Raw genomic sequence first — 13,326 nt, 5'->3', positions numbered from 1 at the left:
CCCGTGCCCGGCATGGAGGAGTTCTTCGAGCGTGCGCAGGCCCTCGAGCAGCAGATGCGCGACGCCCAGGGCGATCTGGAGCGGTCGCTGGTCACCGGCCGGTCCGCCGACGGGACGGTGACCGTGCTCGCCACCGGCATGGGCAAACTGCACACCGTACGGGTGGATCCGGTGGTCTTCGAGCAGCGTGACGCGCCCGCCCTGCAGGAGGCGATCGCCCAGGCCGTACGGGCGGCGGCCGCCAACGCCGGGCGCCTGGCCGAGCAGAAGATGGGCCCGGTCGAGATCACCCTGCACTGACCGGGTCGACGCCGCACTCGGCCAGCCGCCGCCGCACCCGCCGCACGTCCCAGCCCGCGCCGAGCTGCTCGAAGATCGCCGCCGCCTCCCCGCCCGTACGGGCCGCCTCGTGCGGACGCCGGCTGGTCGCCAGCAACACCGCCGCGTCCTCCAGGGCCGACGCCAGCTCCGCGACCCGGCCCGCCGCCCGGTATTGCGCCACCGCGGCCAGCGCCGGTTCCGGGTCGCCGGTGAGCAGGGCCCGGCACCGCGCCGCGGCCGTGAACGCGCGGACCGGCTTCACCTCGCGGGCGGCCTCCTCGGCGCAGATCTGCCCGGCCCGCTCGGCGATGTCGCGGCGGCCCGCGGTCAGGGCGAGCCGGGTCGCGGCGGGCAACCACTGGTGGCGCAGCATCAGCGGCGCGTACTCGGGCGTCAGCAGCGGCCCGAGGATCTCCAGCGCGTCCTCCGCCCGGTCCTCCTGCTCGGCCACCAGCGCCCGCGCCACCAGCAGGAAGTCGCAGCTCTCGCGTTCGGCGTCGCTGGCCGGCAGCGTCTCGGCCTGCTCCAGGTGGGCGCGGGCCAGCACCGGGTCGTCGCGCCGGGCGGCGATCAGCGCGCCCACCCCGTGCAGCAGCATGCCGACCGCGCCGGGCTCGCGCATGCCCAGGAACGTTATCCCCGGCGCGTCCTCGGTGACCGCGCTGACCTCGGCCATCGCGTCGTCCCAGCGGCCCCGCCAATAGAACTGCACGGCCGAGGCGACCGGCAGGCCCGAGGGCAGCCGGTGCCGGATGCCGTAGAGCGCGGCCGAGCGCAGGGTCTGCTCGGCCTCGTCCAGCCGGTCCAGGCTCTGCAGCGTGAACATGCGGTTGTCGAGCAGGTCGAGATACATGCCGGGCAGGTCGGGGTGGTCCAGCATCAGGGCCAGCGCCCGGTCCACATAGGTCAGCGCCGCCTCGTGGTCGCGGCGGATCGAGTAGGTCAGCCACGACGTCTGCAGCGCGTACGCCGCCTCGTAGAGCCGCCCGGTGGCCAGCGACCTCTTGTGGATCTCGGCCGCGGTCCGGTCGGCCCGGTCGAGGTCGTCGAGCGGCCCCCGGTGGAAGTTGGCCAGCAGCACGCGGTGCCGGGTGTGCCAGATGGGTGGCGTCCGCATGTCGGACATCGCGTCCTCGAGCAGCCGGATCGCCGTGGCCGCCTGGCCCCGCCGGAAGATCATCGCGGCCAGCAGCTGGCGCATCTCGGCCCGGTCGGCCGGGTCGGTGGCCAGCCCGGCCGCCTCCCGGGCCTCGTCGATCGGCCACCGCTCGTACCGGAAATCGAGTTTGACCAGGGCGATCAGCAGCACCTCGCGTTGCCGGGGGTCCGCGAGCGCGCTGCCCAGCGCGCCCCGCAGCAGGTCACCGGCGATGCGCGGGGCCCGCCGGACGACCTCGGCGTGATGCTCGGCCAGCCACGACACCACCCACTCGTCGATCACCGGGGTCTCCGCGGCCAGCTGCTCGGCGACCCGGGTCACCGCGTCCGGCCCGCGCCGGGCCAGCACCTCGGCGGTGTGCCGGTGCAGCCCGGCCCGTTCGCCGGCCGGGATGCCGTCGTGCAGGGCCTGCCGCAGGAACGGGTGCCGGAAGGCCAGGGCGGGCCCGGCGTCGACCACGATGTTCGCGCTGAGCGCCTCCTCCAGATCGCCGACCAGGTCGAACGGCGGCCGTCCGGTCACCGCGACCAGGTCGTCGACGGCGAACTGGGCGCCCAGCAGCGCCGCCATCCGCAGCACCTCGCGGGTGGCCGGGGAGAGCAGGTCGACGGTGGCGTACATCATCGCCAGCAGCGAGCCCGGGGCCTGCACCTCGACCGAGTCGGGGATCTCGGCCAGCCCGTCCGCGACCCGGACGACGCCCTGGCGCAGCAGGGCGGTGGTCATCTCGCGGGCGCAGAGCGGGTTGCCGCCCGACTTCGGCACGACGGTGGCCAGGTTCGGCCCGACCGGGGCGCCGGCCAGCCGCACGACCAGTTGCTCGACGGCCTCGGCGGGCAGCGCGCCCAGGCGTACGAGATGCCCGTGCCGGGCCTGCACCCGGCGCCGCAGCTGGGCCAGCTCGCGGCCGTCGGGCTCGGGCCGGGCCGCGGCCACCAGCAGCAGCGGCAGCCGCCGGGTCAGCCCGACCAGGCGGTCCCACAGGCTCAGCGCGGCCGGGCCGGCCCACTGCAGGTCGTCCACGATCAGCAGGAGCGGGGCGATCGCGCAGGCGCCCCGCACGTAGGCCAGCAGCCGGTCGGCCGCCTCCTCCTCGCCGCCGGTGTGCAGCGTGGCCGCCACGGCCGCGACCCGCTCGTCGGGCGAGGACGCGTCCAGGCCCAGCGCCCGGATCAGCACCTGCAGCGGGACGTGCTGGTCGAGCTCGACCGCGATGCCCCAGGCGACCTGAACGCCGGCGTCCGCGAACGCGGCCGTCAGCAGCTCGGACTTGCCGATGCCGGGCTCGCCCTCGATCCAGACCGCGGCGCCCTGCCCACCGGCCAGATCACGCACCAGGCCGCGCAGCCGGCTCACCTCGCCCTCGCGCCCGGGCAGCGGCGTCCCCTCGTCGCGGGCCCGTGCGACCTGCGGCGGCAGCAGCGACGGCACCGGCCGTTCGGCCGCGGGGGCGCGCAGCCGCTCGTAGGCCGCGGTGAAACCGGCGCTCGGCTCCACGCCCAGCTCGGTGCGCAGCGTGTGGCGGGCCGAGCGATAGACCTCGAGCGCCTCGGGCCGCCGCCCGGCCCGGTCGAGCGCGGTCATCAGCAGCTCGTGCAGCGGCTCGTGCAGCGGGTGGTCGCGGATCAGCCCGGCCAGCTCGGCCACCACACCGTCGTCGCCCAGCTCGGTGAGCACGCGGGCGCGCTGCTCGACGGCGGCCAGCCGCTGCTCGGCGAGCCGGGCCCGGGCCAGCTCGAAGCGGTGACCGGAGAGCCCGGCGTACGCCTCGTCGCCCTGCCACAGCGCGAGCGCCTCGTCGAGCAGGGCCGCGGCCTCCTTGCCGTCCCGCGTGGCGGCCTGCTCGCACAGCGCCGCGAACCGCTCGCAGTCCACGTCCTCGGGCCGCACCCGCAGCGTGTACCCGGCCGCCTCGGAGAGCAGCCGGTCGGCCCCGAGCACCCGCCGCAGCCCGGAGATGTACGTGTAGACGCTGCCGGCCGCGGTGGCCGGCGGGGACGCGCCCCAGATGCCGGCGATCAGCTCGTCGCGACCCACCGGCCGCCCGGCCGCCGTGGCCAGCAGCGCGAACAGGGCCCGTTGGCGGGCCGCGCCCAGCGCCGGCTCGTGCTCGCCGATCCGCGCCCGGACCGGCCCCAGAACCCGTACGGTGAAGCGCTCTTCGCCGGTCATGAGGGCTCACCGACCAGGGCCGGGCGTCGCACCCGGGTCAGCAGAGTCTCCAGCGCCTCGGCCCACAGCGGCGCGATCCGCTGCTCCCGCAGGGCCGCCCGGGCGATCTCGGCCGCGGTCTCGAACCGGCCTCGCTGCTCGTGCGACCGGGCCGCGATCCAGCGCATCTCACCCTCCAGGTCGGGGTCGGTGGTGCGGGCGGCCACCCAGCCCGCCTCGGCCGCCGCGTTGCGGTGCTCGCGCAGCAGCAGCCGGGCCAGCCACGCCGTCAGCGGCAGGCGGCGTTCGGGGGCCAGGCCGTGGTGGGCGCGGACTCGCTGCAGCACGGTCACCGCGATCTGCGGCGCCCGCCAGGCCAGCGGTTCGACGTGGGTGGCCAGCCACGTGGCGACGTTGTCGTCGAGCGGGACGTCGCCCGCCAGCAGCTGGGCCACCACCAGCTCGGGCGGCCCGCCAGCGGCGGCCAGCCGGTCGGCGAACGAGCGGTGCAGCGCGACCCGCAGCGCCCCGGGCGTGCCCTCGTGCAGGGTGCGGGCGACCACCCGGTGCCGGAACTCGGCCCGGTCGCCGTCCAGGATCAGCAGCCCGGCGTCGCGGGCCGGCAGCAGCGCCGCGGCCACCTCGTCCGGGTCGCGGTCGCCCGCGACGGCCAGCTCCGACACGCGGCACGCGACCGGTTGCGGGCCGGGCAGGCTCAAGGTGTACGCGCCCAGGAACGCGACCCCGCGCAGGGCGAACCGAGTGGCCTCGGGCAGCGGGGCGAGGTGGGCCCCGACCGCGGCCGCCGGGCTCTCCCCGGCCGGGTCCTCGGCCAGGTGCCGCAGATAGTGCGGGTTGCCGCCGGCGTCGTCGAGCATGCGGGCCAGCCGCCGCGGCTCGGGCGGTTCCGGCGCGGCCGCCCGGATCAAAGCGGTCGCCGCGCCCGGGTCGAGCGGCGGCAGCACGATCACCTCGGCGGCCGGCCCGTGCTCCTGCCGGGTGGTCGCGACCAGCAGCAACGACGTCTGCTCGACGTCGGCCGCCAGCGCCGCCCAGACCCGGACGGTCAGCGGGTCGGCCCAGTGCAGGTCGTCGGCGACCAGAATCAGCGGGGCCTCGGCGGCGGCCGCGCGGACGAGCGCGGCGGCCCGATCCACGACAGCGCCCGCGCCCTCATCGTCGGCCAGCGCCTGCAGGCGGTCGGCCAGGCCGTGGTCGGCCTCGGCCGCGCCCTCGATCAGCACGCCCAGCGGCACCCGCCGGGCCAGCTCGTCGCCGGCCGCCCAGCCGACCCTGTCGAGCCCGTCGAGCGCGGCCGCGACCAGCACCGTCTTGCCCGACCCGGGCCCGCCCTCGACCCGCACGCTGCCGCCGCGCCCGGCCCGGGCCGCGGTGGCGGCGTGGCGCAGGCGGCGCACCTCGGTGGTCCGGCCGATCAGGAAGAGGCGTTGCCGGGCGACCGGTGGCCGCGCGGCCGGTGGCGCCGGTCTCGGGACGGCGGCGGGGGTGTCGCCGCCCAGGAGGGCCGCCTGCCGTTCGACGGTGGCCAGCCGCAGCTCGGTCAGGCGCAGCCGCTGCGCCGCCGCGAACGGGCCCGGCACCCCGGCCATCGGCTCGCCGCCGTCCCAGACCGCCAGCGCCGCCCGTACGGCGGTCAGCTCGGCCACCGGGTCGCCGGCCGCGCGGTGCGCGCGGGCGGTCTCGCGCAGGGCCTCGAAGCGCAGCACGTCGACCGACTCCGGCCGCACGTGCAGCTCGTAGACGCCGCCGCCCGAGGTCAGCAGCTGACCCGAGGCCCAGCGGTCGCGGGCCGGCTCGAGCGCCTGGCGCAGCGCCGAGACGTACGTGTAGACGTTGGCGGTCGCGCTGGCCGGGGCGTCCTCACCCCACACCGCGGCGATCAGCTGCTCGCGGGAGACCGCCCGCCCGGCGTGCAGGGCCAGCACACACAGCACGGCCGTGCGGCGGGCCGAGCCGAGAGCGATCTCGACGCCGTCGCGGGTCGCCCGGACCGGTCCCAGCAGACGCAGGTCCATTTCCTTTTGTTTACCTTGTCGCCAGGGGATCGCTCCCGCTTTCCGAACCGAATGAGAAAAGCTCTCGTTTCCGGTCCGTTCCGTGTCCCCCGTAGTCGTCCATGCACGGCTTCGCATGCGGCGTCAGTGATTCGTCTCACCAATGCCGCACATTCCCTCGAGCCGTGCGCCCTACATTCTTAACTGTCTTTCCCGTGCTTTTACAAGGGGCTGCACCTGATGTTCGCTTGGGCGGCCGGTGGGGGTAAAGCGGGCAGCGAACTGCGAAAGCGCTTCCCCGGGGGCCGCCCGCCTGATCAACTCGGCGGGTGCCGGCCCGACCCGACAGCCCCTTCGCGGGCGAACTGTTCCGCTCGCTGGCGGCCGAGGGGCGGCTGCGGCTGGATGCCGGGCAGGCCGACGCGGCCATCGCGGGCCTGGAGCGCACGCTGTCCGAGGTGCGGGCCCGCCTGCGCCTGCTCGAGCACCGGCAGCCGGGCTCGGCAGCTGATCTTTCCGACGCCGTGGTGGACGCCGTCTTCGCTGATCAACTGGCCCCCGGGCGCCTGGAACTGGCCACAGTGGAGATTCCGAAATACATCGAGGCGTTGCGCCGGGCGCGCCGCCGGCCGTAGTCACGCACTGATCAGCGTTCCGTTACCCATCGACGGCCCTCATTGTGAAAATGGCTGCCTATTGGCGGTCGTGAAGGTGGCTTGGAGATTTTCTGAAGATCGCCTCCGTTGACTGGCCGCCGTCCCTCAACGCAGACGGAGGTTTCGGTGGAACGAGTTCGGGTGGTCCTGCAGGCTTCGGACCCGCTGAGCCACGCGGGGCTGGCCGGGTTGCTGCAGTCCGCGCCCGGCATCACCCTGCTGCGCCCGGCCGAGCGCCGCGACGCGGACGTCTTCGTGTTCGCCTACGAGCAGGTGAGCGCCGACGTGGTGACCGTTCTGCGCCGCACCGCCCTCGAGGCCGGCCTGCCGGTGGTGCTGGTGGTCAACGAGATCACCGAGAGCGAGCTGCTGGCCGCGATCGAGAACCGGGTGGTGGCGATCCTGCCCCGCGGCGCGGTCAGCGCCGAGCGGCTCGCGCACAGCGTGCAGGCCGCGGCCACCGGCGGGGGAGTGCTGCCGCCCAACATGGTCGGCGAGCTGCTCAAGCACATCGACCGGCTGCAGCGCGAGGTGCTGGCGCCCAACGGGCTCAACGCCTCCGGCCTCACCCCGCGCGAGGTCGACGTGCTGCGGCTGATGGCCGACGGCAAGGACACGCAGGAGATCGCGGGCGAGCTCTGCTACTCCGAGCGCACGGTCAAGAACGTCATCTACAACCTGACCCACCGGCTCAAGCTGCGCAACCGGTCGCACGCGGTCGCGTACGCGCTGCGGGCCGGAATGATCTGAACCGGATGCGCAGGCCCGCGCCGGTGACCCCGATCGGCCGGCACACCGTCGGCAACGCGCTCGTGCTGCACGCCCGCGAGAAGATCGGCGCCGAGGCGCTGTCGATCGCGATCGGCCTGCCCGCCGACGACGACAACGACCTGGTCGTGCTCGACCTGCACGACGAGCTGCCGATGGGCCTGTGGGAGGCGGTGGGCCGCGAGCTGCCCCGCCGCCGCCGCGGGATCCGGCTGGTCGTCTGCGGGGCCCCGCCCGACACGGTCGCGCTGGCCGGGCAGTGGCTCTCCGACCGGCTCGGCCGCCCCGTCACCGCGCCGCACGGGCATGTCGTCCGGGGCAGCGCGGGCACCCTGCTCGTGCACGCCGCGCGGGACAGCGGCTGGGTGCGCCACCAGCCCGGCCGCGGCCCCGGCTGGGCCGGCAAACGCTACCCGCGCCCGTCGTGGGACGCCGCCGCGGCCGACTACCGGCCCACCGGGGCCCACGCCGTGGCCGAGCCCCTGCCGGGCGGGGTCTGGATCCGCGACACCCGCGACGAGGCCGCCGTGGCCGCGCACTGGCAGTGGCTGTCCACCTCCGTGCCCTGCCGGCCGGACGCCCTGACCGTGCTGCTGGGCTGCCCCGGCACCCCCGAGCTACCGCTCGACGACGTCGCCCGCTTCTGGCGCGGCCTGCCCGCCGACGGGCGCGACCAGGCCCGCTTCGTCCACTACGGACCCGTACGGCTGGCCGGCGCCCCGCTCGGGCAGGCGCTGGCCGACCTGCTGGACGCCCCCGTGGTCTGCTTCGCCGGCGTCCCGACCGGCTCGCGGCTCCTGACGGTCCCGTTCGACGGGCGGCACGGCTGGCCCACGCACATCCGCGAACTGGGCTACCTGCCGCGCTCCGGCACCACCCTGCCCCGGGTGCTCAGCTACCAGCCCCCGGCCGTGCTGACCGAGGAGGTGGCCCCGCGTGTCTACCGCTACACCGGGGACGCGGTGGTCGAGCTCATCCAGTCCGGCCTGTGGATCCGCCCACCTTCGGCACCGCGCCACTCGGCGGCCGTACGGGCCCGGGTGGCCGACCCGGCGGGGCACGCCGTGGTGGTCGACGACGCCGACCCCGCGCTCACACCCCGCCTGCACGACCTCGCCACCGACCTGGTCGCCCGCCTCGACCCGGCCACCCGCGACCGCAGCGTCCTGCACCTCGCCTCGGCCGTCGCCGGATTCGCGGCGCCGGCTCCCGCGGCCCTCCACGAGCCGACCGTCGAGCTGCCGGCCCTGGTGGGCGCCCGCCCGACCGTGGTGTTCCGCAACGCCGACGCGACGCCCGTCGCGCCCGCCCCGCCGGCTCCGGCCCCGCTGCCGGTGGTGGTGGCGGCCCTCGAAGCACCCACGGCCGAGCAGCCGGTTCTGGTCGTGCGCGCTTAGCCGGCCGGTGGGGGCCCGGCCACCCGTACGTGGAAGTTGTCGGCCGACGCCAGGATCGCGCCGATGTCGAAGGCGGCCGGGGCCTCGTCGACGTGGGCGACCGGTGAGCCGTTGGCCGTGAACCAGTTCTCGACGTGACCGGGGGCGAAGACCGCGGCCAGCTTGGCCTTGTCGCTGCGGATCAGATAGCTGTGCGCGACCCCGCGCGGCCCGTGGGCGGCCTGACCAGGCTCGAGGTCGAATTTCTGGTCGCCGACGAAGAAGCTCACCTTGCCGTCGAGCACGATCCACACTTCGTCCTCGTCGTCGTGGATGTGCAGCGGCGGCGCGTGGCCGGCCACGTCGGTGAACTCCATGACCGACAGGGCGCCCCCGGTCGCCTCGCCGGGCACGAGCACCCGGACCTGGCCGCCGAGGAACCAGAACGGCAGATCGGACAAAACATCCCCCTAAAGAGTGGTGACGAGGCCGCCGTCGATGGTGAAGTCGGACCCGGTGACATTCGTGGCCTGATCGCCGGCCAGGAACACGACCAGCGCGGCGACCTCCTCGGGCCGGGTGAAGCGGCCGGTGACCGAGTCGCCGGCCGCACCGGCGGCGACGGCCTTCGGGTCGCCGCCGGTGGCCGACGCGACGCTCGCGGCGATGCCGCCGTCGCCCAGCCACAGCGAGGTGGCGACCGGGCCCGGGCTGACCGTGTTGACCCGGATGCCCGCCGGTCCGTATTCCTTGGAGAGCGACTTGCAGAAGCTGGACAGGGCGGCCTTGGCGGCGCTGTAGTCGATGACCAGCGGGTCCGGCAGCACGGCGTTGACCGAGCTGACCGTGACGATGCTGCCGGCGCCGCGCTCGAGCATCCCGGGCAGCACCGCGCGGGTCATCCGTACGGCGCTCAAGAGGTTGATCTCCAGGGTGGCCGCCCAGTCGGCGTCGGTCACCGAGAGGAACCCGCCCGTACGGGGCTTGACCGCGCCGACGTTGTTGACCAGCACGTCCACGTCGGAGGCGGTGGCGACGAGCGCCTCCGGGTCGGTCAGGTCGGCCAGCACCGAGACCACCCGGCCGGTCTCCTCGAGCGCCTTCAACTCGGCCGAGCCGCTCCTGGAGACCGCCGTCACCGACGCGCCCTCGGCGGCCAGCGCGGTCACCACGGCCAGGCCGATGCCCCGGCTCGCCCCGGTCACCAGCGCGCGCCGGCCGGTCAGTCCGAGATCCATCAGAGCCCCTGTCGCCGCAGCCAGGCCAGCGCGGTGCCGGCCACCTCGCGCCAGCCGTTGTCGATCGTCAGCGAGTGACCCCGGTCGGGGAACTCGGTGATGTCGGTGACGGCGTCGGAGTGCCGGTACTGCTTGAGCGTGGCCCGGGTGACCGCCTCGGGCACGGTGTGGTCCTTGCCGCCGGTCATCAGCAGCAGCGGGCCGCGGTTCTGGTTGGCCGTGTCGACCTTGGCCGGCGAGTGCGGGTCGAAGTTGGCCGCGGCCGCCTCGAACAGCGGCTTGCCGGGGGCGGGAATCGTCCACTGCTCGAACAGGGCGTCGGACTCCTCCGCAGGGATCGCGTTGCCGAACGCGAACCGGAACTGCTCGGCGGTCAGCGACACCGCGCGGTGCTTGTTGGCCGGGTTCTTGAACACCGGCAGGGTGGCCCGCAGCGCCGACAGCGGCAGCGGCAGCACGCCCTTGATCTGTGCGGCGTCGATCGCGACGGCGGCGCGGGCCAGGTCCTGCCCGAGCAGCTTCTGCGCGATCATGCCGCCGAACGAGTGGCCGATCAGGATCGGGGCCGCGTCGAGGCCGCGGATGATCTGCGCGAAGTGCTCGACCACGTCGTCGATGCCGTGGTCGGCGATGCTCTCCGGGGTCTCGCGGGCCTCGGCCACGGTGTCGGGGTCGCCGGGCCAGCCGGGGGCGATCGGCGCGTACCCCTCGGCCGCGAACATCTCGATCCACGGGTTCCACGAGGTGGCGTGCAGCCAGAGGCCGTGAATGAACACAAGCGGTGTCGTCATGACCGTCAGACCACCACCCGGGGCGCGCCCGCGGATCAGGGAAACCCCACAGTCCGTACGGGCGGGTTGCGCGGGCGAACCGGGGATCCATAAGGTCGTCATGTGACGCTCTTCGTCGGCCGGGCGGGGGAGTCCGACCAGCTCAATGCGTGCGCCGACGAGGTGCGGGCCGGTGCTTCCCGGCTGGCCGTCGTCGAGGGCGAGGCCGGCATCGGCAAAAGCTCGCTGGTGCAGACATTCTCGGCGGCGCTCGACGATTTCACGATCCTGCGCGCGACGGCCGACTCGTCAGAGACCGATTTCCCGTACGGGGTGATCCTGCAACTGACGGGCCGGGTCGCCCACGACCGGTTCCCCCTGCTGACCGCGCCCGCGGCCGACACCTCGCCGCACGTGATCGGCGGGCAGTTGCTCCTGCTGCTGGGCGAGCTGCAGGAGCCGGGCCGCCCGGTCGCCGTGATCGTGGACGACCTGCACTGGGCCGATCGGCAGTCGACGCAGGCGCTCGGCTTCGTGCTGCGCCGCCTGTGGTCCGACCGCGTGCTGACCGTGCTCGCGACCCGACCGGTCGCCGACGAGTCGCTCGACCGGCTGCTGCGCTCCTCCGGCCGGGCGACCCGCATCGACCTCGGCGGGCTGGCCCGCGACGACGTCGCGCGGCTGGCCGGGGCGATGCTCGGGGGGCCGGTGACGGCCGGCCTGAGCGAGCGGCTGCACACCTACACCGGCGGCCACCCCCTGCACGTCCGGACGGTGCTGGCCGAGGTGCCCACCGAGGTGCTGCGCGACGAGGGCGTCCAGCGCTGGCCGGTGCCGCGTTCGCTGCTGGTCGCCATCAACTCCCAGCTCGATCGCCTGCCCGCCGAGTCGCGCGCGCTGCTGGACGCGCTGGCCGTGCTGGACGCCCAGGTGCCGCTGGCGTCGGCCGGCCGCCTCGCCGGGCTGCCCGACCCGGCCCACGCGCTCGGCCCCGCGCTGACGGCCGGCCTGGCCGTGTGGTCGCCGAACGAGCCGCAAAGCCCGGTCGGCCTGGTGCACGCCCTGCATCGCGACGCCCTCTACGACGCGCTGAGCCCCGAGCGCCGCCGCCTCCTGCACGCCGGCGCGGCCGAGCTGGTCGGCACGGCCGCGAGCTGGGCGCACCGGGTCGCCGCGGCGTCCACCACCGACGCGGCCCTGGCCGCCGAGCTCGAGGAGTCCGGGCTGGCCGAGGCCGCGATCGGGCGCAACGCCGTGGCCGCCACCCGGCTGCGCTGGGCCTCGGCGCTCTCGGCGGGCCGCGACGACCGGGAGCGGCGGCTGCTCACCTCGTGCGCCCAGTTCCTGCTCACTCTGCGGGCCGACGCCGCCCTGCCGCTGCGGCCGCAGGTCGAGGACTGCGCGCCGGGCCCGCTGCGCAGCTGCGTGCTGGGCATCATGGACATGATGACGGGGCGGATCCCGACCGCCGAGGCGCACCTCAAAGAGGCCCGCGAGGTGCCCGGCGCGGGCTGGGTGGCCGCCCTGGCCGGCCTGTTCCTGGCCCAGATCACGATCGCGAGCGGCCGCGGCGCCGACACCGTCGAGATCGCCCAGCGCACCCTGGCCCTCGGCGACCTCGACCCGGCCACCACCGACCTCACCCGCGCGCTGGTCGCCACCGGTCGCATGTGGCATCTCGGCCCGCGGGCCGCGCTCGACGACCTGACCCACCTGCCCGAGGCGAGCGTCGACGTCCGCGACGACAACCTCGACACCCTGGCCACCCGCGGCGTGATGCGGCTGTTCCTGGGGCATCTGCCCGGCGCCCGCGCCGACCTGCGGACCGTGGCGCTGCGCGACCAGCAGGGCGCGAGCTCGCGGCTCGGCCCGGCCACGCTGGCCCTGCAGTCGGTCGTGCACTACCTGGCCGGCGAGTGGGACGAGAGCGCGTCGGCCGCCGACCGGGCCCGGGCCGTCGCCGTCTCGCAGGACCAGCTGGCCTTCGACGCGGCGGGCCGGTTCGCGTCGGTCTGCGTCGACGCCGGCCGCGGCGACTGGGAGAGCGCCCGCACCCGCCTCGACGAGCTCTCCGGCATCGTGCAGTCGTTCGGATCCCCGCCCGACATCGTCTATTCGTCGCTGGCCGCGGCCACCGTGGCCCAGGCCCGCGCCGACCACGCCGCCGTCCACCGGGCGTTGCAGCCGCTGCTCGGCGACACCGGCCTGCGCTACAAGCCGTTCCGGTTGTGGCAGCAGTCCTTGCTGGTCGAGGCGCTCACCGGCGCCGGCCGGCTCGACGAGGCCGAGGCGGTGCTGCACGACCTGCGCGACGAGCACGACGGTGGCTACCTGCGCGACGTCGTCGCCCGGCTCACCGGCCAGATCGCCGAGCTGCGCAACCGCCCCCGCGACGCCGGGGAGGCCTACCGGCGGGCGCTGGCCGTCGAGGTCGACGGCGACACCGCCCCGCTCTACCGGGGGCTGCTGGAACACTCGTACGGGAAACTGCTCTTGGCCACGGGAAGCGGGTCGCGCCGGGACGCGGCGACCTGGCTGACCCGGGCGCACCGCCGCTTCAGCACGCTGCGGGCCGAGCCCTTCAGGCAGCGCTGCGAGCAGGATCTGGCCGCCGCCGGGCTGACCGCCGCCGCGAGCAACCCCGGCCGACCGCTCACGCTGACCGAGCGCGAGCTGTCGGTGGCCCACGTGATCGCCCAGGGCCGGACGAACCAGGAGGCCGCGGCCGAGCTGTACGTCAGCCAGAAGACCGTTGAATACCACTTGTCCCGCATTTACGCCAAGCTCGGCATCTCGTCCCGCCGGCTGCTGGCCGACGCGCTCCGCGACCCTAGGCCCACCGTTTAGGGTTCGTCCCTGGCCCCCGTACGGG

Annotated in this window: 10 protein-coding genes; 5 read left to right on the top strand and 5 right to left on the bottom strand. The window is 75.2% G+C overall.

Annotated features, from left to right (window positions below; genetic code table 11):
• Positions 1 to 12 precede the first annotated feature (12 nt).
• On the top strand, positions 13 to 300 hold the full coding sequence (locus JKJ07_RS02730; RefSeq protein WP_202989949.1) for a YbaB/EbfC family nucleoid-associated protein: 288 nt from the start codon (positions 13 to 15) through the stop codon (positions 298 to 300).
• Here the strand turns inward: JKJ07_RS02730 and JKJ07_RS02725 are convergent.
• Positions 287 to 3,652, bottom strand: coding sequence for an ATP-binding protein (locus tag JKJ07_RS02725; protein ID WP_202989546.1), 3,366 nt, complete (start codon positions 3,650 to 3,652; stop codon positions 287 to 289). The two genes, JKJ07_RS02730 and JKJ07_RS02725, sit on opposite strands and share 14 nt — an antisense overlap.
• Positions 3,649 to 5,667 carry an ATP-binding protein gene (locus JKJ07_RS02720; RefSeq protein ID WP_202989545.1) on the bottom strand — a complete coding sequence of 673 codons (2,019 nt, stop codon included), beginning with the start codon at positions 5,665 to 5,667 and terminating at the stop codon, positions 3,649 to 3,651. The genes JKJ07_RS02725 and JKJ07_RS02720 overlap by 4 nt, the downstream gene beginning before the upstream one ends.
• Positions 5,668 to 5,975: 308 nt before the next feature.
• On the opposite strand from JKJ07_RS02720, the gene JKJ07_RS02715 reads away from it, so the two are divergent.
• The 3 genes from JKJ07_RS02715 (at position 5,976) to JKJ07_RS02705 (ending at position 8,467) form a co-directional block, all read left to right on the top strand.
• The gene (locus JKJ07_RS02715; protein WP_202989544.1) at positions 5,976 to 6,281 is read left to right on the top strand and encodes a hypothetical protein; all 306 of its coding nucleotides are present in this window, start codon (positions 5,976 to 5,978) and stop codon (positions 6,279 to 6,281) included.
• Between the two features lie 147 nt (positions 6,282 to 6,428).
• Positions 6,429 to 7,052 (top strand): response regulator transcription factor, encoded by a 624-nt coding sequence (locus JKJ07_RS02710; protein WP_202989543.1) that lies wholly within the window; start codon positions 6,429 to 6,431, stop codon positions 7,050 to 7,052.
• Positions 7,053 to 7,057: 5 nt separating this feature from the next.
• The gene (locus tag JKJ07_RS02705) at positions 7,058 to 8,467 is read left to right on the top strand and encodes a hypothetical protein (RefSeq protein ID WP_202989542.1); all 1,410 of its coding nucleotides are present in this window, start codon (positions 7,058 to 7,060) and stop codon (positions 8,465 to 8,467) included.
• Here the strand turns inward: JKJ07_RS02705 and JKJ07_RS02700 are convergent.
• The 3 genes from JKJ07_RS02700 to JKJ07_RS02690 are packed head-to-tail and all read right to left on the bottom strand — an operon-like array spanning position 8,464 to position 10,475.
• Entirely contained in the window at positions 8,464 to 8,907 is a 444-nt protein-coding gene (locus JKJ07_RS02700; protein WP_202989541.1) for a cupin domain-containing protein, read from the bottom strand. The genes JKJ07_RS02705 and JKJ07_RS02700 overlap by 4 nt on opposite strands.
• Positions 8,908 to 8,916: 9 nt before the next feature.
• Positions 8,917 to 9,684, bottom strand: a complete 768-nt coding sequence (locus tag JKJ07_RS02695; protein ID WP_202989540.1) for an SDR family NAD(P)-dependent oxidoreductase — start codon at positions 9,682 to 9,684, stop codon at positions 8,917 to 8,919.
• Positions 9,684 to 10,475, bottom strand: coding sequence for an alpha/beta hydrolase (locus JKJ07_RS02690; protein ID WP_202989539.1), 792 nt, complete (start codon positions 10,473 to 10,475; stop codon positions 9,684 to 9,686). Before JKJ07_RS02690 ends, JKJ07_RS02695 begins: the two co-directional genes overlap by 1 nt.
• Positions 10,476 to 10,577: 102 nt before the next feature.
• Here JKJ07_RS02690 and JKJ07_RS51565 point away from each other — a divergent pair, with 102 nt between their 5' ends.
• Positions 10,578 to 13,301 carry a helix-turn-helix transcriptional regulator gene (locus tag JKJ07_RS51565; protein WP_202989538.1) on the top strand — a complete coding sequence of 908 codons (2,724 nt, stop codon included), beginning with the start codon at positions 10,578 to 10,580 and terminating at the stop codon, positions 13,299 to 13,301.
• Positions 13,302 to 13,326: the final 25 nt, after the last annotated feature.

The sequence above is a fragment of the Paractinoplanes lichenicola genome, from assembly GCF_016785085.1.
Classification (GTDB): Bacteria; Actinomycetota; Actinomycetes; order Mycobacteriales; family Micromonosporaceae; genus Actinoplanes; species Actinoplanes lichenicola.
Note: the sequence above shows the minus strand (reverse complement) of the source record. Positions and strands in the feature narration are given on the sequence as shown.

What these genes read in the sequence shown, in the direction of transcription:
- JKJ07_RS02730 (WP_202989949.1), top strand. Translation starts at nt 13, where the DNA reads ATGGAGGAGTTCTTCGAGCGTGCGCAGGCCCTCGAGCAGCAGATGCGC.
- JKJ07_RS02725 (WP_202989546.1), bottom strand. Translation starts at nt 3,652, where the DNA reads ATGACCGGCGAAGAGCGCTTCACCGTACGGGTTCTGGGGCCGGTCCGG.
- JKJ07_RS02720 (WP_202989545.1), bottom strand. Translation starts at nt 5,667, where the DNA reads ATGGACCTGCGTCTGCTGGGACCGGTCCGGGCGACCCGCGACGGCGTC.
- JKJ07_RS02705 (WP_202989542.1), top strand. Translation starts at nt 7,058, where the DNA reads ATGCGCAGGCCCGCGCCGGTGACCCCGATCGGCCGGCACACCGTCGGC.
- JKJ07_RS02695 (WP_202989540.1), bottom strand. Translation starts at nt 9,684, where the DNA reads ATGGATCTCGGACTGACCGGCCGGCGCGCGCTGGTGACCGGGGCGAGC.
- JKJ07_RS02690 (WP_202989539.1), bottom strand. Translation starts at nt 10,475, where the DNA reads ATGACGACACCGCTTGTGTTCATTCACGGCCTCTGGCTGCACGCCACC.